Below are 21,164 nucleotides of genomic sequence, written 5' to 3'. Positions count from 1 at the left end.
CGGTGCGGTACCGTGGGAATCCTCGCGCTTCAGCGCGGGGAGGATGTCAAATAGATTCCTCTCTATTCAGGTGCGTATCGCGCACCGATTGGAATGTGTACACATCAGTCAGGCCAGGCTGGTCGATCGTGAACACCGCGGGGCGCGTCTGTTTCCCGTAGGTCTTCGTCACCCGTGGCTCGCCATCGGGCGGCGTGTTGAGCGCCTCGACGACCGCGTGGGCAGCTTCTCGGTTTTTGACGATCCAGACGGCGGCAGCCGGGTTTTGGGCGGCGAGCTTATCGTAATCGTCCGGGATGGCACGGGTCGCGTCGTTGTTGATGCGTTCGGCTTCGAGCGCGGCGACCACGTCACCCGCCTCGTCGACGGCGGCCGCATCGAGCCGGCCCTCGGGGACTTCGTAGTACTGCTCAACCGTGGCGGCTGGCGATTCCGGATCTTCAACATACTCGGCGGTCAGCAACTGACTGCCCACCTCGACCATCGCGACGTGGAGACTCGACTCGCTCAGATCGCCGGCACCTGCGCCATGCGCCACCCCTTCGCGGTGGCGTACGCCGATCGCATCGCGACCATCTGGCGTGACCGTATACAGCGTGTGCGGATACCGACAATCACGCGTAACGAGCCCCGCCTCTTGGAGCTCGTCGAGTTCGTCCGCGTCGATCCCCACGTACTCACGCAGCCGGCGCATGCTGTCGCGGGTGATGTCGTATTCGAGTTCGGGATCGTACTGGCCCTGGTGGGCCGAGTACACCGCTTGGAGAAACCGCAGCCCAGCGTCGCTGATCGGACTGTCTTGGCGTTCCGCGTACGTGAGCTTGAGCGGCAGATCACAGATCGGACAGTCATCGCGGTCGACCGTCTGCGGGTCGTGACAACAGCCGATCGCCGCCCGCAACCCATCGGGCGATGGGTCGTAGCGGGTCTCACAGGCGACACAGACGAGCGCGTGGCGCTGTTCGTCGTACATGACCGGATCGGGCAGCCGCTCCGTGTACGGCAGCGCCGAATCAACCCGCGGGGCTGGCTCCGCAGCGGTACTGTCGGCAGCTGCCGTCTCGGGCTCAGACTCCTCATCGCTGGAGCCTGTCGTCGCCTGTGTCGTCGTTAGATCGAGCCCATCGTCGTGTCGTGTCCGGTCGCGACACGCGTCGATCCGGGCGGCAACCGCCGTTTCGCGCGCCGGTCGAAATCCTTCCCCATCCGGGTGCCCTGGCGGCAACGGCGCGCTTTCGACGAGAAACGGTGGGGGTGGCGGCGTGTTGAACGGTGCTGGGAGCCGCACCAGCCACTCACCACGGCCGAGTGCGCGCAGCCGGTTGGCGATCGCCGCCGGATCGTGGTCAGCCGTCGCGAGCCGCTTGGTGAGTGCGTCATCCACCGGGACGCTGCCGGTGACGATCGTCGAGACGTTGTTGAGAAGTTCCACGTACGCGGCTTCATTCTGGACGCGAAGCTGGCCCGGAAACTGGGTGGCAAGCGTCACGCTACAGCCGAACGACCGGGATTGTGCCAGCAGGTCGTCGACGATCCCTGAGGTGACAAGCTGGGCCGCCTCCTCGAGATACAGATTGACCAGTGGGCGCGTCTCGGTGTCTGTCGTCTGCGCGCGGCGCTGGAGCGCCGTCCACAGCTTCGAGAGCACCGTCCGCGTGAGCGCCTGCTGGCTGGCAGGTCGTAGCGCGCCGGTATCGATGATGACGACTGCATCTTCATCGATCACGTCCCGGAGATCGAAGTGTGGGTCGCCAGCTTCGGGGACATGATTAAACAGCTGGCCCACCCGCTCATCGAGCGGGATCTTCTCGATACGATTGTGAACGCCTTGGAGCAGCTCGTCGAACGACTGCTGGCTGTTGGCGGCGACGTTGTACAGCATCGACTGGAGCTCGTCATCGACAACCGGCGGGGGTTCACCCGTCTCATGAAACCGGGCGGCTGCCTGCTGGAGTTCACGATGGGCAAACGCGTCGCTGCCGTGGACGGGATCGAAGAGCGCTTTCACGAGCTGTCGGATAATGTCGGGTGACCGCACCGCTTGTCGGAAGCGATCGCGACCCATCACTCCTTCCAGAATCTCGATGTAGTGATCGGTGAGGTCTTCGACCGCTGTCGCACGGTCGATCCCCGCGGCCAGCTGATTGCGAATGTCGAAAAACGACACCGCAGGCAGCGTTGTCGCACAGTCGAAATAATAAACCTCGTCAAGCGAGCCGTACTCTGCGTAGTGGGCGCGCAGATACGCCGTGGCCATGGCGTCGCCTTTCGGCGTGATAAGGATGTCTGCGCCGTCGGTGGCGGCGTGGTTCGCAAGCATCCCCGTAATCAGGCTGGTGGACTTTCCGGAGCCGGTTTTGCCGAACCACGCCACGTGGAGCGGCTGGAGCGACGGCGGGACAGCAACCGGCTCCTCAGCCGCGGTTCCGTCTTGATCGAGCGGGTGCCCGACCGTGAGCCCCGCTGTACGATACCGTGTCAGCTGACTCGTCGGGGGCCGTGGCAGCGCGGTGCGGTCAGCAGCGGTGGGCGCGACCGCACGGCTCCCGCCGGCTGTGAGTGCGGGCCCATCAACCAGCCCGAACCCCGGGGCGCTCGCCGCATCCGCGATGATCCCGCGGCTCCGGTTTCGTGTCCACGGGAGCTTGTTCGTGAGGGTGTCATAGCGGGGTGGATGCACCGTCCGCTCTCGGATCGCGGCGGCGACCGTGGCGGGCTCGACGTCGGCTCGTGCGTCGACCGTATAGAAGGGACCAGAGAGGTCCGTGAGCGTTCCGGCGAGCCGGTCGGCAACCTCCACAGCCTCCTCCCCCCAGACGAGACACCGCGCGTTGACGATGAAGGCGTGTTGCGGGTCGGTGGCTGTGAGTGCCTCTTTGCGCTCAGTCGTCGTCGCGTCGGTCGCCGATGTGGCTGTCGCCGCTTCCTCAAACTCTCCAACGAAGTCGGCGACAAGCCGGCTGGCTGGCGTGTCGCGTCCCGCATCGAGCTGGCGCTGTCGCACGCGAACGGTGTCACGATAGTCGCGAAACGGCTGACACACCGCCTGATACGTGACTGCAGCGGGTGTCTCGGCCAGCGTCTCGGCGACGGCCGCCAGCGGCAAGCGCGCGTCATCGGCGTCGGTGAACGCCGCAAGCGGCGTGAGCCGCGTTTGCCAGTCATCACGGCGGTCCGCGTCACCGACCCACTCGACGGCGGCAACGGACTCAGCAGCGGGCTCCTCGGCGGCCAGATCTGGCAGCGCCGGCGGGGTCGCCGGCGTGAGTTCGTAATCGTTCGGACAGGCGGTTCGGATGGCCTCACGCAGCGTGTCGATCGCCGTGTCTGTCACGCCGACGTACAACGCAAGGTCGGTCTCAGTTCCTGCCGGGCTGTGGAGCCGCCACTCGATCGTGGGCTGTGGGGTTGCCCCACGCAATCGGTCCCACCAGCTCGCGTTCGTGGTGAGCCCGTGGAGGCGACGAAACCCCTGTGCAACGGCAGCTGCAGTGAGCGGCGTGTCGGTCGGGCGAATGCGGAGGTGTGTGGCAGATGACTCAGTTTGCGGGGTGGGGTCAGCAGCACGCCCCATTGTGTGCGAGCAAATCACACGATCAGCCAAGAAGCTAACGCCGGAAAGACAGCTGAATCGAATCGATGAGGCGCCTGCTTGGCCTAGAGCGGTCTGCCCCGGATTTCCCCCTCTCGTGCAGCACCGCTCTCTGTACCCAGAGAGTCCGCCTGCCGGATTTTGTGGCGCTCCCGATGGGCGGGAGCGCACATGAGTGAATCCCAGCCCGCGAGCGGGCACGTCGCTTTCGGCGACGCTGACGCCCGCGCCGACCAGATGCATCAAGCGATCGACCAGTGGCTTCGTGAACTCGTGGACGCGGTTGACGAGGCGCGCGCCAGCGAGCAGTTCCAGCAGTGGCTTGAGGTTCAGAGTCGGTTCCACGACTACTCCCACCGGAACACGCTACTCATCACCTTACAGTGCCCTGACGCGACGAAGGTCGCAGGATACCGGACGTGGCAGGAAGAGTTCAATCGCCAGGTGACAGACGGCGAATCTGCCATCTGGATCTGGGCGCCGATGATCTCACGGCAGTGCCCCGAGTGTGGCAACAGTCCCTCGTACCACGCGGACAGCGACTGTGAGTACGACGACACGCCGCCCGAGGAGTGGAGCGAAGGCATCGTCGGGTTCAAACCTGTTCCCGTGTTCGACGTCTCCCAGACTGAGGGCGAGCCGCTTCCAGACTTGGAGACGGCTGCGAGTGGTGAGGCCGACGCGCTTCTGTCAGCGCTACTCGCAGCCGCCGGCGACCTTGAGCTGCACGTCGACGTCGTCGGCGCCGATGCGTGGCCCCACGGCGACGCTGATGGTGTGTGTCGCCACGTCGACGGCGACACCCACATCCAGGTGCGGGAAGCCAGACCTGCAGCCGTGGCGGGAACGCTTGTCCATGAGTATGCGCACGCCTTGCTTCACGACCCGGATGATACCGCGACTCGCGAGGCGCGTGAGCTGGAAGCCGAGGCGACGGCGTACATCGTGGGGCGTCACTTCGGGTTAGACATGGAGGGCTCGGCGCTGTATCTCGCAGCGTGGAGCGGCGACGACGCAGATCAACTCCTAGAGCGGTGTGAACGGATCAGAGAGGCGAGCGCGACTGTGATCAACGCGGTTGCCGAGCAGAGTGGTTCCGCTGATCCTGACTCGAAGAAGTAAGCTGCCGCTCCAGCGCAAGGTCGCTGCCGTCCCAGTCTGCTGATCACTTGATCGCTATCGTCGGTTTGTGTGGTGCCCTGAGGGGGTGGCCACCATGTCTGAGCAGGCCACGTCCCCGGACCCGTCCGGGACCGACCCGAGTCGTACCGACACTGTCGAAATGACCACCGCCGATCAGGTCGCGCAGTATCTGATCGAAGACCAGATGGCCGATCTGACCGATGCAATTCGGGAGGCGGTCCAGAACGGGGTCGACAGTCCCGGGTCCTCGCGTGTGCTCGTGAGCGTCACTCCACATCGGACCGTCGTCTGTGATGACGGCGCTGGCGTCGACCTCGGTACCGAACAGGGCACGCGGGATCTGTCCGTGCTCGGAGCCGGAACAAAGACCCGTGCCGACGACACCACCCTGGGTGAGTGGGGGATCGGCACCGGCGCGATTATCGCGAAAGGCGCCGTCCGCCTCTGGAGTGGCCAGCACGCGCTCTGTTTCGACTACCAGGATCGGCGCGAGGCAGAGCCGTTCGGAACGGTGAGCGGGCGTGAAGGGGTTGTACTCGCGACCGACCACGCGTTCGACGGCGTCTGCGTGAGAATCGATCACTACGAAACCGAGGTACCCGATCCCGACAGCTACCGGTGGCAGCGCATCTACGAGCGCCTCCACGAGCGGTTCGGGTATCTCACCTTCCAGACTGACGTCGACGTGGTCGTGAACGGCGAGTCCGTCGATCGCGGCCATCCGTTCGACGCGGTCGCCAACAGCCGGGTGGCGGTCACCCGGGAAACGGCAGATGCGTATCTTGCGCTGGAGCATGCGCCCGAGCAAGGGCTCGACATCTACAGCAACGGCCTCTACGTGATGACTGATCACGACGCCGGCGTCGGTGGGGGTATCGTCTCGAAAGGGAACCTCACGCTCAACTTTGCGCGAACAGCTGTCCAGTCGGGCTGTGAACGGTGGGGGCGGATCCAAGACACCCTGGCTGACGCCCGGATCGAGCTATACGACCAGCTTAGTGATACCGCACTCGACGGCCAGACCCGCGCGATGATGGCCGAACTCATGACCACCGACCAGACGCTGCGCGAGCGGTGGCGGGACCGCGATCTCTTCCAACTCGCTACCGAGACGCCGGTGAGTCTCGCACAGGTGCAGACGGTCCCCCAGATCGGCGTCCAAGAGGGAGCGAGCCACGGTGCAGATGCGCTCGTCGAGCGTGGGACGATCATCCTCGATACGACGGACCCTGCCACCAAGCAGTTGGTGCAGGCTGCAGACACTCCCGAGACAGACGTGACGCTCCCGGATACGTTCGACGTTGCGACGCGGGCCCAACAGGTGGGGGTCTGGCAAGGGTACTCGCAGCTAGCGGATACCGAGTTGACGACGCGGCAGGCGCGCTACCTACTGTTCGCTCGGGCGCTCGCCGATGCCATCGGGATCGACCGCTCGATTGCGTGGGGGGAGGCGACAGCCGACGCGTGGACGGACGGCCGGACGCAGATTGTGGTCACTGACTCGGCGGTGACGAGTTCGAAACGCGTCGTCTGGAGCCACGATATCTTTCTGACGCTGTGTCACGAGGCGGCACACGACCGGTCGGACAAGAACCGGACCGCGCATGGGCGGCGCTTCGAGAGCCGCTTTCGTGAGCTCGTCGAAGACCCCGAGGTGCGAGCGGCATACACCGAGCTGGTGACCGCGATCCACGAGCGGGGGTTCACCCAGGTGTTCGCTGACCGGGGTGTCTCGATCGGATAGGTGACGTCTGTGGGTTTGTGGCTCGCCGCGATGGGTGCCGGCGAGTCAGTTGCCGGTGTGATTCGATGTCGACACGATGTCAACTCCGGTTCGTCCGTGACCTCGATCAGGGCCGGACGACCGATCCGACCGATCCAGTCGCACAGGTGTACACCCACTCCGACGGGTATCCGGAGGGGGTGCTCGGACGGCTCCACCAACTCAAGCAACTCTTAGAGGCGACCGCGAGCGTGCGTGGGCCTGCGTACGCAGCGGCCCAGTACGTCTTCCTCGAGAAGCTCACCACGCTGCCGCTGTATCTCGATCTCAAACGGGAGCCGGATCGGCGCCTCGACGCATCGTCGCCCGCGGACGTGTGTGATCCCAGCCGGATGCAGCATCTTGCGCAACCGCTGTTTCTGCTCGGTCACGGGATCGAGGATCCGCGACAAGGGATCCACGGTGACGAAGAGTATCTGTACATCGTCGCGATCCCTGAGTACAACCTTGCGCAGGTTGAGCCGCCGGCGTGGCAGGTTGCGGTGAGCGAGCAGTGTGGGTTCCCACGGTGGGACGCCCAGACAGATGCGGCGTTCTGTGAAGCGACGTGGCAGTTCGAAGGATCACTCACAGAAGCCCACGGTCAGCTCATCGAAACGGCCTAGCGGGATCTGTGTAGCTGGCAGCCCCCAGTCGCTGTGACTCGGGTGGCTTCACGACGTCCGGTGCGGCAGCCCACAAGGAGCATCTCGTCGCGACGCCAACAGAGTGACCCCAAACACACTTTATTGGTTCACTGTAAACTGTAATCAAGAACGCATCGTGTCACGCACCTCAAACCGCCCCGACGGCGACATCGTCCAGGACTTCCTGTCGGTCGCGGACCTCCTCGCGGAGCCACAGTTGGCCCAGCTGTACGCGTATCTCGCTCGGGAGAGCGAGGCGACCGTCCAGGACGTGATGGACGATCTCGAGCTCGCACAGGGAACGGCCTACAGCTACGTCAACCGGCTCGTCGACGCCGGCCTCGTCGACGTCACCGACGACGAGCAGCCGCGCCGGTACGCCGCCCGGGAGATCGACCTGACCGTGACGACGACCGCGGGCGACCGCGAGTATACGATCACGCCGGCGCTCATCGACGCCGTCGGCCGCCGCGAGACGGACGCCGACATCGACACCTACATACACCGGCACGGCGTCGCCGGCCTCGCAACGGCGCTCACCTACGCGGTCGCCCGTGAACGCGGTGAGGTGACCTATCGGCTGATGGCGGAGGACCTGGACATCTCACCGCTAGCTGCGGAGATGATTCTGCAGGCGCTCCGGCCCGTCGTCCACGAGCACTACGAGACCGGAGCGGACGTAAGTCACGCCACCCAAGAAGGAGTCAACGAATGAGCATCGAAACAGGTGTCCTGACACGACTGACGCAGCGCTTAGTTTATTGTGGTTCCATAGAGGAAACTGATGGAACTCAGTGATCATACGCTCACGGTGTCACGGGAGCTATCAGCACTCGACAAAGATGTGCTTGAGTTCACAGGAATTCTCGACGCCTGCGATGTTAACTACGTCATCGTGAGTGGGTACGTCGCGATCCTCACTGGGCGATCTCGATCGACAGAGGACATCGACATCATTCTGGAGTCGTTATCCGAAACTGAGACTGAGCAGTTAGTTACCGAACTCAAAGATCACGGATATTGGGGGATGGCAATGCCACTTGATGAGATGTTTTCGATGTTGAGCGAGGGCAGCCGAATCCGAATTGCTGAGGACGGAGAGATGTACCCGAACTTCGAAACATGGTTTGTTTCAAACGACGTTGAGCGTGAGGCCCTCTCGAACCCCCTCACGGTGACATTTGATGAGGGGCAGATCGAGATCAGTCCGCTTGAACTCCAAATCGCATACAAACTCCGACTTGCGCAAGCTGCAAACAGTCTCAACGGGAAGGATTTCGAAGATGCACTCCACCTGTACTTGACCTTCGAGGAACGATTTAACACGGAGCAGCTCGAAACGTACGTCAACGAACTTGGAGTTGAAGAGTACTATGCTGAACTCACAGGAGTTTGAGGACAACCACCGTCGGAACACGGAGCAACGGCGTGAGATGATCAAGCGATGGGCTGAGTACGTTCGGACGCACGACGACAGAGAGTGGTCACGCCAACAGAATCGGCTTATTGACTCTCAGCTCCAGTCGGCAAACGACATGGCTGCCGCTGGCGATACGGATCCAGTTCGGTTCGCAGCCGCTCGAGATCGGCTGCGCGACCGATGAGCGAGGGAGACCCACTTCCGAAGGCGATCGCAACTACGTACTACAATGCCGGGCTCACCGTTGACCAGCTCACAGTCCTCGTTGGTGCCACGTCCGCCCAGCGATTTCGTCTCCTCAAAGCTGACCTCGAGGAGGACCCACTCGATCTCGCTGGCCCCGACGACATCGATATCTACGAGGGGGACCTGACGACAGTCGACACCAGAGCCGATGACGATTGCTGAGCGGCCGACGACTGTTCAGTCGTCGGCGACACGGGCGCGCTCGTCAGCCGCGCAGTGCCCGTGTGGATGCAGCCGTCGGGCTCGACGTTCTGGACCTGTTCCAGTACCTGCTCACCTTCTGTGATGCGGTCGTCCCTCCGGAAGTGGTCGCAGAACTCCACGATATCACGCAGTATCAGGATATCCACGCCGCAGCCGCGAGTAACGTCCTCGCGGCCCGTGGCCACTACACGGTCGAAGATCCGCATGTGCGCGACGACACCCCGGATGCGCGAGCGACGTTCGGCCTCGACGACGGCGAAACTGATGGCATCGTCCTCGCGAACGCGCTCGGGATCGATAGGTTTCTCACCGACGAGTTTGGCGGGACGAACTTCCCGCTGATTCACGCCGTGCTACAGGGCCCACGGATCGTTCCGACGCCACGGCTTATCGCCGATTACGCTCGGAACGGCCATCTGAGCCACGAGGTGGCTCGAACGCTGATTACGACGATCAGCCCGCACCGGAGCTGGGAGCACAGTCCGTACGTCACGCAATTGCTCCACCGTCTCGAAGAGTAACCGGTCTCCGCGTGGCGACGCCGAACACCCAGCGCCGGCGACGACACCCGAAAGCCCTCGGCGGCTCGACGTCCCGCGACCGCGCGAGACTGCGTCTCGCTGGCCCTCGTTTGCTTCGCTCACGAGGACGCCGCTGCGCGCCACGTCCCTGTGGTGCTTGCGGGATCGGGGGACGTTCACGGTGCTTCGCGCCGTGAGCTCGGGAGACGAGTCTCCCGGTGACCGAGACGGCCTCGCCCGTTCTGCATCCGTCAGGACGATAGATGGCCGGCTGCGCGACGTAGCCGGCTGGATGGGTGTGTTCGTACCGGCCGCCCCGCTCGCCGCTGCCACCCTCCGCGTCGCTCGCGACCGACCATTCCGGGCGTGCGGGCGCTCTCCGCACCGCGAGCGCCCGTTCCGGGCTAAAATGAATCTGGTCTCGACGCCAGCGGGGAAGCGCGGGGGGTTCTGCGGCGTGGCTGCTCATCCCCGACTGGGAAAGCTCTGATCAAGGTGCCAAAGAACTACGGACAGAATGGTCGTTTTCATCCCAGGGATTGCTGAATCCACTTGTAAGTAGATTTACCCACCGAGTTTTGTTTCGGTCGTTTCCTCCGGCCGCTGATGACTATTCGACGAACGAGTGTTTCTATCTCCGTCAGTGAAGCCGGAGTCGCATGAACGGTCTTGTTGGCTTCGGAACTCTACTTTAGAGTACGTTGTGGAGTTGCCAGAGCGAGGAGACCTCGTATGTCGGAGCAACATCAGTCTCGCTCTCGGCCGTGTGGTCGCGTAGTAGCAGTGCTGAGTCAATCCCGGCGTTATCGGCCGCTTTGATGTCTATCTCTCGGTCCCCAACGTACAATGCACTCTCGGCATCAAGCGTCTCCATTGCAATCTTGAGGTTGTATGGGTTAGGCTTCCGGCGTTGGAATTCGGACGGCGTGAACCGACAGCCCTGCACCGTCTCGAAGCAACTCGCCAAGTTGAACTGTTGCAGGAGGAACGAGAGAACGCGCGGATGGTTGTCACTGACCACGCCCATCGGGTAGTTCAGCTGCCGAACGGCGGCGATGTCGTCATACACTGAGCGAAGACCCGATCGAATCTCGGTTAGTTGCGCCTGAACTCCTTCGCGGGCGGCCGCCGCAAAGAAGGTATCACGTTCGATTTCAGCCGACCGACAGCGCTCGGTAATGGACGAGAGGTTGCCCCGCAAGAAGTCTGAAAGTATCTGCTCGGGTGGAGTGGACAGTTCGAACCGTCGCTGTACACGGCGCATCGCCTCTGTCATGGCCGTCCTGTCGGGCATTTCTGCGATAACACCATCACAGTCGAACAGTACCGTATCGTAGCTCATCGTGAACGGAAGCTATTCCGTCAGATGAATAACGCTATCTGGTGGGAGGTGTTCGAGGGGTGAGCAGTGTTCAGGGGGTGGACGTAGCGCATCGAAACGAGGAAGTGTCAAAGCACTTGTGACGGAGTCATGGAGAGCTCAGTTGAGGTCGCACTTGAGCGACTAGAGTTCCTCGTTGCGTCCCCGAATCGCTACCGATTACTGCGGTTGCTCTCCGAGAGTGCGGCACCGGGCGACGCGCTCGGCGAGGAACTCGACTTACCTCGATCGACGCTTCGGCGGAACCTCACTGCCCTTGAGGAACAGGGGTACATCTCCCATGTCGTAACGGAGAACAGATACGAGATCACCGTAGCGGGTGAAATCGCGTGCGAAGCAGTGGGAGACGCACTCTCGGCGGTTGAGCTCGGGTCGTCTCTCGGCCCCTTCTTCGAGCGTTTCCCGGCCGGTCTCCCGGTCAGTCCGGACACGCTGACGTCGTGTGACATAACGGTGTCCACGACCGACACCCCGTTCGAGCCGCTCTACCACGTCCGCCGGAGCGTGATGAATTCGACTTCTGTCAGGGGATTCCTTCCGACAGTCAATCCGCTCTACATCGAGACACTTCACGAGTGTATTGCCGAGGATCTGACGCTTGATATCGTCGTCCCGCGGGGGGGATACGAATCTGCGAGTCCTGACTACGACGAGGCGCTCAAGGCTATCAACGCGTCCAAGAACATCACGCTCTACGAATCAAGTACGGTTCCGGAGTACGCACTCGGAATCGTCGATGACACGGTCCTCCTCGGGGCGTTCGACGAACGAATGCGAACCCATTCAGTGCTAGAGGCCCCGTCACACTCGGAACTCCTGGAGTGGGCAGCGGAGAGGTACGACCAAGTCAAAGCCAACGCCACGTCACACTGAGAACCCGTCCTGAACCTCGGCGTGCAATTTGCCGACGCCGTGAATGTGACGCACTCTCAGTTGGCATCTCCAGTATCGGGCAGTAGTCAAGGCTGGCCGGGCTGCTGCTACGTAGCTCGTCTGTACTTATCGCCCTGAGCCAAGTATGACAGCTGTTCTACAGCACCCGATTCTGACTGTGTAGTCCAGTAGTGTTTTTTGAGCGCCTGCAAAGGGTGCAGGCGCGTTCGGTCGTGCCTGCACAGCACAGGTGATTCAAGATGCGACACCAGCAGCAGCGACAGGTGTATCAACAGCCGGAGGGGCGATGACCGATGGCGGTCGAACTGAACGAGATTGAGGAGGCTGAAGTCGAACTGGAAGAGTGGTTGGTCGAACAGGCCGAGAACGGTGTCCCGAAGATCGTCCTGATTGGACTCCTTCGGGACTACGCAGATGACATCGAACATCCCGGCTACGTGCCGCGGATGTGGGGACACGTCGACCACTGATTCACTGACTCTTCAGCCCTATGTCCAACGAACGTATCCGGACCGTTGTTGCGACACTCGTCGAGCCAACGGCGCACAAGGAACGGAAACTTCGCCGTCTTCAGTCGGCCTACCGCGAGGCTCTCGAAGCCGCCGTCAAGGCCGGCGCGACGACGATGACAGCGGTCAACGACATCGTGACCCCGTACGACCTCCCGTATCAGGCGAAGGATGCGCTGAAGCGCCACGTTCCGCAGCTTCTCGAGGACGGCACGCCGGACCTCAACGCGGCACAGCCAGTCCGGTTCACCAACCGTGCCGCCACGTTCGATCAGTCGGCGGAGCGCACCCACGCGTTCTGCTGGGAAGTCCCCCAGCCGGGCCGCGGAACGAATTTCTGGATCGCACTCGCCATTAACCCGGCCCAGCGGAACTGGTGGGACCAGCTGCTCGCCGGCGACGCCACTGCTGGACAGTTGCAACTCGTCCACCAGGCCCGACACAGCCGCTGGGAACTCCACGTCCCACTGTCGCTCCCGATCCCCGACACGAAATTCGACCACGAATCCCGTACCCCGGTCGGGTTCGACGTCGGCGAGGCGATCCTGCTGACCGGCTGTGCGCTCCGGAACAGACGGCCAGTCGACCCGCTGCTGGTCGATGGTGGTCGGGCACGCGACCTCAATCAGACGCTCCAGAGGACGCTCCAGCGGTTGCAGGAACGCGACGCCGCCGCGTGACGGATCGACCAGCAGGCCGAGTATTTCCGGAACGCACTCGACGACGAGATCGAGACGGCGACCCGCCGGGCCGTCGACTACGCCGCCGGCTTCGAGCAGCCGGTGATCGTCCTAGAGGCCCTCGAGTCACTACAGGAGGACCTCGATGTCGGGCCCCATCTGACCCGGCGGCTTCACGCGTGGGCGTTCGCCCGACTACAGACGCGGCTCGCAGACAAGGCTGCCGACGCCGGGATTCCCGTCCAGTACGTCGACCCGGCGTACACGTCCCAGATCTGCCACGCCTGCGGACACATCGGGACGCGGCCTGCACAGGCGGAGTTCCGTTGCACGAACGATGACTGCTGGGTGTCGATCTATCAGGCCGATATTAACGCGGCGGCCAATATCGCCAGCCGCCTCGATCCGTGGGGTGAGAGCTGTCCTTGGAACCCGGCCAGCGATGACACGCCACGGAGCGGGCGCACCCGTGACAGTGCCACATGACCTCGGGAGCAGAGCCGATCACAGTGACGACGCTCCCGAGTGCAGTCCTGAAACCTCAGCAACGCCTCCTGTGTGGGGCACCGATGCGGTGAGGATGTCACTCCAGGTTGTCTGTCTAGTCACCGGGCAGGCACTTTTTTTACTGTATACGTCACGGCCCGCCCGGCGCGCCGCATTCCGCCCTCCGCGTCGCTCGCGACCGACCATTCCGGGCGTCCGGCTCCCTCGCGTGCGCTCGGTCGCCGTTCCGGGCTAAAGTGCATGTGCCCTCGACGCCAGCGGGAAAGCGTGGGGGGTTGCGCGGCGTCGCTGCTCACCCCCCACGCTTTCTCCGCTGGCCGCTCGCTCCGGGCGGGTCGGCGCGCGGTGCTGGTTGGGGCCACCGCATGCAGGCGCGCTCTCGCTCGCGCCCAGTAGGGCGCTCGCGAAGGCGCGAGCGAGAGCGCGCAGATGGTTCTGTCGGTCGTTGTCGTCGGAAAACCATGATGTAGTAGCATCGCGGCGTCGGCGCGTGAGCGCCTTCATAGGTACGGTGAGTACCCAATGTCTAGTACCAACTCGAGTCGCAAGGTCGTTACGGTGGATGAACAGGCATTCGAGAACGCGGGCGGTCAGGCGGTCGATGAAGATGGCTTCCCAGTCGTCGACGAGACGCCGGCGTCGAGGCGGCCGTCGAACAGGAGACGCAAGCGAAGGTGGATGCGAACCACCCGGACGGGATCGCGGACACGAGCAACGAGCGGATTCACGGTGTCACCCTCGAACAGGAGGAGCGCATTCGAGCGCGGGACGCCGAACTGGAGCACATTAGTGCCCAAGCCAAGCTGGGCACGCAGGATGGTCGGGCACAGCGCACGCGGGAAGTCGCCGCGCACGGGAGCAAGCAGCGCCGGCGGGCGTTCCAGAAGCGTGCCGCAAGCGTGGACCCAAGAACCGACCCCGAACGGGATGACCCCCGGGCGGAGCTCTCCCAAGATGTACTGGCGACGGTCAATCAGGAAGCGAACCGACTCGCGACGCGGTTGGATGGCTGGTCGCGTGCGGCGATCAGTCGACGTCTGGCCGAAGCGGTCGTCGACGACACGGACATGACCAGTGCAGTCGTGCGGGTGTTCGAGAAGTTGCAGACAGCACCTGGACAGGTGGTTCCCATCGGGAAACTCGACGACGTCGATCGCAAGGAGGTGAGCATCGACGGTAAAATCGAGGTGCTTTGGAATCCATCACATCCAAGTATCGCTCAAGTCGGACTCATCGCCGACGACAGTGGGCAAACCCGGGTGACCATCTGGAAGGCTTCAGAGGCCCCATGGATCGCGGAAGGTGAACACGTTCGCATTCACGGGGCTGCCCGGAACTGGTACGAGGGACGCGTCTCCCTGGCCGTCACTGGGTGGAGCACCATCCACTTCCCTGAGCGCGGCCGTTGGTGGGACGCGTAGCCGAGTGACGCACCGTTCTTTTTGTTGTGTGCCGGGCCGACCCAGACCCCACCGCCCCACCCTCCGCTCCGTGCTCGCTTCGCTGCGCGCGCAGCCACGACCTCAGATGCGGTTTATCTGGCGCTGCCATGGGTTGCCGGCGCGATCGAGACGTCCGCTGTCTCGGCAGCCACGTTGCCTCCACACATCGATATGGCGAGTACGAATGCGAGACCTGCGGTGAGATCTGCCTCTCGCTCGCTGCCTATCGCAGCCATCGAGGTGGCCACGCCTCGATCGGACGTGATGAACGCACCAGACGTTAGCGGAGCAGGTAGCCTGACAACGCTCCTATACAAGCACGACTCATAGATAGTTTTCTCAGGAAATTATTTGTTTAAACCCCGTAGCTCCAGTATGACCGAGACGTGGGATGACGTCAACGAGCAGGTCAAAGCGGACTGGAAAGCGGAGACCCCACCGTTCGAGCGAGTGTATGAAATCGTCGAACAGACCCATGACGGGCAGTCGGCCGCCGAGATCGCCGACCGGGCTCTCGTGAGCGAGCCAACGGCACGTCGCCACTGCAAGACGCTCGTGAACACCGGGTTCGCCGAGACGGAACGAGACGGCCAAACAACGCTGTATCGGCGCAACAGCGACCGGATCTTGATGTCCCGGATCCGCGAGCTTCGGGAGGAAGCAGATCGGACGGAGTTGCTCGACAGCATCAAGGAGATGAAAGCCGAGATCCGGCGCTACGAAGATCGCTACGACGTGGTGTCACCGGAAGAACTCGCAAAACAACTCGACGCCGATGAGACGGATGGGTGGGACGACCTCACGGCGTGGCGAACGACGCGGCAGAATCTCGCTGTCGCCCACGCAGCACTCGCCTACGACGAGGCTAGCCACCAGCTCGCGGTATGAGCGACGACGACCGGGCCGGCGAGTTCGGGCCGATCTATCTGCCGGCGCTTCAGCGGATTCGTGACTGCTGGCTCGAACTCGAACCACTCGTCGACACAACGTCGTACGGTGATGTCGTCGCGCCCACGAAACTGCAGATCAGTCTCAGCGATGGACTCGGCGACGCCGACAACGCTCGGCTCGATATTCAGTGGAGCGAACTGGGTATGTATTCGTTTCACTACGTCGATAGCGGCGACATCAACTGGTGCTTCGATCGTCACCCGAATACACACTCCCCCGAGATTCATTTCCATCCCCCGCCCGAGGCCGCGACGATGGACGCCGAACCGTCCTGTGTCGACGTGACCGAGGTCTCACTTGTGACGCGTGCCGTCCATGCGATGTGGCGAGCAGCGTACGAGAATGAGGATCTGGATCGATTGAACAGCGCATCAAATCCACCGTAAGATGGGTACCGCGAGAGTCTGGAAGGAATCTCCACTTTGAGACACGTCAATTTCCCGGTGTGCCCCGTAGTGTTGTTGGTACAGTACTGAGACAGTATTGTGGCTTCTCGCAGAGCGAGACCGTTCCGGTTCGGAACGAAAGCGAGAGCGACGTATCGGTTTTTTCGTTCGCGCTGGAACATCGTCCACGCATATGGACATAACTGAGGACGCAGTTCGGGACATCTGCACGGACGCGGTCTTCGAACGCGGTGAACGATACCGCGGTGAGGGCCGAATCCGCGAGATTCACCGCGTCGACACCACCGTAACCGCCGTCGTGAGTGGTAGCCGTCAGTACGATGTCCGTGTTGACCTCACTCCCGACGGGTTTGCCCCATGGTGCGATTGTCCGTACGACGGGCCGGGAGCGTGCAAGCACGTCGTCGCCGTGTTGCTGGAGTGTGGTGACGACCCACCGCCAGACGACGGCGATCGACTCGACGCCGCGCTCGACGGCGCCGACGTCGACGAGCTCCGCGCGTTCCTGCGTGAAGAACTCGCGACCGATGCGGATCTCCGCGATCGGTTTCTCGCCCGGGTCGGCGAGCCGACGAAGCGATCGGTCGACGAACTTCGCACCTCGATCAACCGGCAGTTCGAGGAGACGAACCCTGAGTACCACGTCGTCTTCGAGCCCATCGACTTCACGCACTGGTTCGATCTCGCGAACGAGTACCGCGAGCAGGGGCGGGACGCGTCGGCGGCGACCGTCTACCGGGCACTCGTCGAGTCCCTCGACGACAACATGGAGCGCGTCGACGGGACGTATGACCACTTCTCGAGTGCGTTCAGTCGGGCCCTTGACGGGTACGTCGACTGTGTCGCGGCCGCGGAGCGCGACGCTGATGCGGTCACTGACGCCGTTGAGTTCCTCACCGAGCGGGCGATGTCGGGAACGCCGTTCCTCGTGGAACACTTCGAGAAGGCAGCAGTCGAACTCCGAGAAACGGTGGGCGAGCAGTCAGGCGAGTAGCTCACGCGGCGGCGACAAAGAGAAGTCGCGTGTAGTCCGGCCGATAGCGCGTCGTCTCGCTGCCCCCGACACGACGCAGTTGGCTCTGGTCGACGAGCGCTTGGAGTTCCTCGGCGGTCGTGCTCCAGGCGGCGTGTGGCTGCTCGCTGATCCAGTCGACCGAGCGAGGTTCGCGGAGCGTCTCGGCGACCGCTTGAATGGGGCGCGGGCGCTCATGAACTCTGTCCACGACTGAACGCCATCTCGCGAGGATTTGGACATGCTTGGCACCTCTAGACCTCACTGCGATACGGGAGCGCCGTTACGTCGAACGCATCGTAGTGCCGGTCGTAGGTGAGGATGTGATCGACCTCAAGCTCCTCCATGTGTGCGGCAACGACGAAGTCGGTGAATGATGCATCCAGGTCGGTCCACTCGACGAACATCGTTTTGGCGGCATCGAAGACGTCCGCGGAGATCCCTTCGAACTGATAGAGCATACTCTCGTCGAGCGTCGTCAGGAACGACGTTGCCTTCCGTATCGAGGCTTGCTTTTTTTAGCCGCGTGGCCACCTCGTCGACGATGTGGTCGTTGACGATGAGTCGGCGATAGGGAAGGTCGCCGTCGCGAACGAACGTCATGAAGGCTCGTGAGACCGCATGCATCTGGTCACGGGGGTTGAACAACGCGTACAGGAACTTCGGGCCGACGACGACCTGATGACGGACATGACCTGGGCGAAAATGCTCGGCTATGACTGTGCCGATCGGGGTGTCGACTGGCTCCGCCATCTGTGGTCAGGACTGGGTAGACGGATCGTCGGCGAGCGTGAACGACTCGTCGCTACCATGCCACTCGTCGACGAGATCGTCCTCTTCGCGAGCGTCCGTCGCCGCTGACGCTGGAAGGGACTCGTCCTCGAGGTTATCGAGAACGGTGAATGCCGGGTCGTTTGGATCGGCTTGCTGCTGGCGTTCGATCCACTCGATGAGCGCCTCGTGGCCGGCTTCTTTGAGCGAGAGTCCGTGTTCGCTCGCGAACTTCCGGAAGCGTTCGTATTCGTCTTCGCTTAACTCCGTCTGGACGTGCTTGGAGTCGTTGCTGCTCATACGAAACCCTCGTTGCTACGCTCCCTTACTTGTTCATAGTATAAAACATGTTCGCATGAACATATTCATGACATCTGCTACAGACGGAAGACGGCAGGGGGTTATGACCACCTGAAGTTAAAATACGAAGCCGGAACAAGCCACGAGACAACCGATATTCTGACTTCGCGGCACTGCGGCCGACTGACGAGGCGTCCCACATTCCAGACGAGAAGCTCAACAACGGCTGTGATTGTGACTCCCGGCGGCAACGCGTCGCGACGACCATGGGTGGCTACTCCGACGAACCGACGGCCACCGACGGCGAGTGTCGATCCTGTGGGACGTCGATCCCAGACGGACAGACGAAATGTCGGTTCTGTCTCACCAATCATCTCAGTGATATAACCACCAAGACAGCGAAGACTGGCCGGGAATCAACACTCGTGGGGATCGTGTTCACGCTTGTCGAGTCGTCGACGTTCTACGGCGCTGTGGCGAGGGGAGCCGCCGCCGGGGATCTGCTCGTCGGTAGCGAGACCGCGGAGGGCGTCGATGACCATCGACTCATCTACGACCTTGAGGACGAGCCTGCGTCCCAGCTGGTTGACCAGTGGCCATCGCTTCCGGACGCAACGACCGTTACCTCAGCAGCCGGTGAGCAGCTGCTCACGGCTATCCGGGACCGAATGGGTTCCCAGAGCGGTACAACGTTTGTAGAGGCACAGGAGACCGAGGCACACCTCTACGACGAAAGCGGGACTCCCTCTTGGCTGAACTCCGTCTCGACACGATGCTTGAGAACGCCGATGACACGTTGTGGCTGGTGCCGGGGATCGCTCTTCGGGAACCGAGCGAAGCCAGCGATTGGAAAGACCAGTCACCCAGCATTCCGACGAGGGAGCAACTCGAGTGCCACCACTGCGACGACGAAACTGATCATCGGTTTGACACTCACGAACCTTCCCTGATGACACTTGGTCAGGGCAAGTGATCTGGGAGTGTCGAGAGTGCGGTGCGTGTCGGTATGGGCTGAATCCATCGACGCGCGGCCTGTCTTAACCAACAAAATGACAAGACCGGTTCTAATATTGGTTAATAGGTGCACTCGACCCCACAACTGCCCGCGATTGGGGCGGATTCTCTGCGCCGTGAATCGACGAGGCGCTTCGAATGGACGCACGAAACACACCAGGATATCGACCGCACCGTTCTCTCACCGATCTCAACCGTATCGAGGCGGCTGGACTCGATGACGCAGATCAAGAGCGTATCGAGGCATCGAGAGCTCTCCTGCAGGACGTGAGTCTGCTCTCTCACTCGCAACACACCGGGGACGCCGATACACAGATCGAGTCCTGAACGGCGTCGCAATGGGGAATTTGGCTGGATCGCTTCTGAGAGTGTTTATCGCCCCCAGGATGGGGGCGGGGCGAACCAGTCGCGGACGGCCTGAGGAGAAACAGATGAGGTCAAGTTCACAGGAACTTGAAAAATGATCGCGACAGCAGGCAGCCAGTAACTGGTGGGACCTCCAAGACGACCGGTCAGTGTCTGCAGGTGGTAAGTCGTGACTGACCTCACGAAAACGCTGGAACTGAAACTGGTAGACCCGAACGCACACAAGTGGGAGAAACTCTGGAAGACGCAGTCAACCTACCAGCAGGCGCTTCAAGATGCCTTCGACGCAAACAGTACCACACTGGGGAAAGCGAACGACATCGTTGGTGACTACCAGCTGAGCAGTTACGCGAAAAAACGCCCTGAAGCGGTACGTCCCGCAACTAACGACGACCTATGGGGCAAATGAACCCAGTGACGACCAGCCTGTCCGCTTCACGAACGAAGGGGTAAAAATCGACCACAAGTCCGAAAACGCGATCGAGTGGTACGTCAAAATCCCACACCACGAGGACTACCACCTCTGGGTACCAGCACAGCCGAACCCTGAGTAACGGGACTGGCTTGAAGCGGTGATTGCTGGCGACGCAGACATGGTGGAAGGTCGCTTGATCAGGCGGGATGGAACCGTGGTATTTCCATCTCACCGCGAGCCGTGACATAGCGCTCAACTCCTAGCTCCCGCCGAAGAAAGCACCCCATTGGCGTCGATATCGGGGAAACAAGTCTCGTCACGGTGTGTCACCGCAACGAGCATGATTCCCCCACAAATCCCGAACTCTGGTCGGATGAGGGGAAGACTGTTCGTCGACTCGGCAAGCGCTACTTCACCACGATGCGGCGACTCCAGAGTCGTGAGAGCGAACGGATCGCAGACACCTTTGGCGACGAGTTGTGGGCGCAAATTGACGATATCCGCTATACCGTCACGAGGGAAGAGGTGGAGTACGCTGAGTCAGTCGAGACGCCGGTTCTCGTGTTCGAGGATCTCACCTACATATAGGAGTCGATGGACTACGGGGAGTACATGAATCGCCGACTTCACGGCTGGGGATTCGCTAAACACCACGCACAGATTCGCTACAACGCCGTTGAGAGAGGGATCCCCGTTGCGACAGTGGATCCGCGGAATACCTCTCAACAGGGATCATGCGTGCGGTGAGAGAGGATCCTATTCATAACTATCAATAGCAGTTCTATCGGATTCCAATGATGTTCGACGCGGCTTGCCGCATACACAGCGCGAATCTTGCACGTCTTTGACGACGACTTGGGTGGGGACTAGGCTTGCACAACTCCCCAAGCAAGTCATCCAGATGGTTGCCTGGTCGGTGTGTACCGAGGGCGTTCATCGGCACCCTCGTCAAGATCGAAGAATGCCGGCAGGCAGCGACA

Annotated in this window: 15 protein-coding genes and 6 pseudogenes; 16 read left to right on the top strand and 5 right to left on the bottom strand. The window is 62.1% G+C overall.

Translation table 11 applies throughout. The features are described 5' to 3' along the window. Positions 1-46: 46 nt before the first annotated feature. Complete coding sequence (locus tag GJ633_RS01490; RefSeq protein ID WP_156586563.1) at positions 47-3,574, bottom strand: type IV secretory system conjugative DNA transfer family protein; 3,528 nt, start codon at positions 3,572-3,574, stop codon at positions 47-49. 189 nt (positions 3,575-3,763) lie between these two features. Between GJ633_RS01490 and GJ633_RS01485 the strand changes: the two genes are divergently transcribed. The 7 genes and pseudogenes from GJ633_RS01485 (at position 3,764) to GJ633_RS01450 (ending at position 9,535) form a co-directional block, all read left to right on the top strand. After that, positions 3,764-4,714: a DUF955 domain-containing protein gene (locus tag GJ633_RS01485; protein WP_156586561.1), complete on the top strand. Its 951-nt coding sequence runs from the start codon at positions 3,764-3,766 to the stop codon at positions 4,712-4,714. Between the two features lie 160 nt (positions 4,715-4,874). After that, positions 4,875-6,479, top strand: a complete 1,605-nt coding sequence (locus GJ633_RS01480; RefSeq protein ID WP_156586559.1) for an ATP-binding protein — start codon at positions 4,875-4,877, stop codon at positions 6,477-6,479. Between the two features lie 65 nt (positions 6,480-6,544). Next, the gene (locus GJ633_RS01475; protein ID WP_156586558.1) at positions 6,545-7,123 is read left to right on the top strand and encodes a hypothetical protein; all 579 of its coding nucleotides are present in this window, start codon (positions 6,545-6,547) and stop codon (positions 7,121-7,123) included. A 157-nt stretch (positions 7,124-7,280) separates the two neighbouring features. Then, entirely contained in the window at positions 7,281-7,859 is a 579-nt protein-coding gene (locus GJ633_RS01470) for a helix-turn-helix domain-containing protein (RefSeq protein ID WP_321168851.1), read from the top strand. A 69-nt stretch (positions 7,860-7,928) separates the two neighbouring features. Then, positions 7,929-8,540: a hypothetical protein gene (locus GJ633_RS01465; protein ID WP_156586556.1), complete on the top strand. Its 612-nt coding sequence runs from the start codon at positions 7,929-7,931 to the stop codon at positions 8,538-8,540. A 204-nt stretch (positions 8,541-8,744) separates the two neighbouring features. Further along, complete coding sequence (locus GJ633_RS01455) at positions 8,745-8,972, top strand: hypothetical protein (RefSeq protein WP_156586552.1); 228 nt, start codon at positions 8,745-8,747, stop codon at positions 8,970-8,972. Beyond that, positions 8,969-9,535, top strand: a pseudogene (locus GJ633_RS01450) (hypothetical protein). Before GJ633_RS01455 ends, GJ633_RS01450 begins: the two are co-directional and overlap by 4 nt. A 691-nt stretch (positions 9,536-10,226) precedes the next feature. On the opposite strand, the gene GJ633_RS01445 reads toward GJ633_RS01450, so the two are convergent. Further along, on the bottom strand, positions 10,227-10,877 hold the full coding sequence (locus GJ633_RS01445) for an HAD family hydrolase (RefSeq protein ID WP_156586549.1): 651 nt from the start codon (positions 10,875-10,877) through the stop codon (positions 10,227-10,229). 129 nt (positions 10,878-11,006) lie between these two features. Here GJ633_RS01445 and GJ633_RS01440 point away from each other — a divergent pair, with 129 nt between their 5' ends. The 7 genes and pseudogenes from GJ633_RS01440 to GJ633_RS01405 all read left to right on the top strand — a co-directional run bounded on the left by GJ633_RS01440 (position 11,007) and on the right by GJ633_RS01405 (position 17,300). Next, a complete protein-coding gene (locus GJ633_RS01440; RefSeq protein ID WP_156586547.1) occupies positions 11,007-11,789 on the top strand; it encodes a winged helix-turn-helix domain-containing protein in 783 nt (260 codons plus the stop codon). Between the two features lie 314 nt (positions 11,790-12,103). Further along, positions 12,104-12,280: a hypothetical protein gene (locus GJ633_RS16885; protein WP_197431172.1), complete on the top strand. Its 177-nt coding sequence runs from the start codon at positions 12,104-12,106 to the stop codon at positions 12,278-12,280. A 20-nt stretch (positions 12,281-12,300) separates the two neighbouring features. After that, positions 12,301-13,485 (top strand): annotated as a pseudogene (locus GJ633_RS18395) (RNA-guided endonuclease TnpB family protein). 543 nt (positions 13,486-14,028) lie between these two features. Next, positions 14,029-14,927: pseudogene (locus tag GJ633_RS01425) on the top strand (DNA-binding protein). 396 nt (positions 14,928-15,323) lie between these two features. Beyond that, the gene (locus GJ633_RS01415) at positions 15,324-15,836 is read left to right on the top strand and encodes a winged helix-turn-helix domain-containing protein (RefSeq protein ID WP_156586544.1); all 513 of its coding nucleotides are present in this window, start codon (positions 15,324-15,326) and stop codon (positions 15,834-15,836) included. Further along, positions 15,833-16,285 (top strand): hypothetical protein, encoded by a 453-nt coding sequence (locus GJ633_RS01410; protein WP_156586542.1) that lies wholly within the window; start codon positions 15,833-15,835, stop codon positions 16,283-16,285. The genes GJ633_RS01415 and GJ633_RS01410 overlap by 4 nt, the downstream gene beginning before the upstream one ends. A 193-nt stretch (positions 16,286-16,478) precedes the next feature. Next, on the top strand, positions 16,479-17,300 hold the full coding sequence (locus tag GJ633_RS01405) for an SWIM zinc finger domain-containing protein (RefSeq protein WP_156586540.1): 822 nt from the start codon (positions 16,479-16,481) through the stop codon (positions 17,298-17,300). Between the two features lie 16 nt (positions 17,301-17,316). Here the strand turns inward: GJ633_RS01405 and GJ633_RS01400 are convergent. The 3 genes and pseudogenes from GJ633_RS01400 to GJ633_RS01390 form a co-directional block, all read right to left on the bottom strand. Beyond that, a pseudogene (locus GJ633_RS01400) lies at positions 17,317-17,561 on the bottom strand (hypothetical protein); the annotation flags it as partial. A gap of 11 nt (positions 17,562-17,572) precedes the next feature. Beyond that, a complete protein-coding gene (locus GJ633_RS17500) occupies positions 17,573-17,779 on the bottom strand; it encodes a hypothetical protein (RefSeq protein WP_231741179.1) in 207 nt (68 codons plus the stop codon). 298 nt (positions 17,780-18,077) lie between these two features. Next, the gene (locus tag GJ633_RS01390; RefSeq protein ID WP_156586538.1) at positions 18,078-18,389 is read right to left on the bottom strand and encodes a hypothetical protein; all 312 of its coding nucleotides are present in this window, start codon (positions 18,387-18,389) and stop codon (positions 18,078-18,080) included. Positions 18,390-18,511: 122 nt separating this feature from the next. On the opposite strand from GJ633_RS01390, the pseudogene GJ633_RS01385 reads away from it, so the two are divergent. Beyond that, positions 18,512-19,430 (top strand): annotated as a pseudogene (locus GJ633_RS01385) (hypothetical protein). Between the two features lie 508 nt (positions 19,431-19,938). Continuing rightward, positions 19,939-20,938: pseudogene (locus GJ633_RS01375) on the top strand (IS200/IS605 family accessory protein TnpB-related protein); the annotation flags it as partial. Between the last annotated feature and the right edge of the window lie 226 nt (positions 20,939-21,164).

The sequence above is a fragment of the Halorubrum sp. CBA1125 genome, assembly GCF_009742825.1.
Classification (GTDB): Archaea; Halobacteriota; Halobacteria; order Halobacteriales; family Haloferacaceae; genus Halorubrum.
This window is presented reverse-complemented; position numbering and strand designations above follow the sequence as displayed.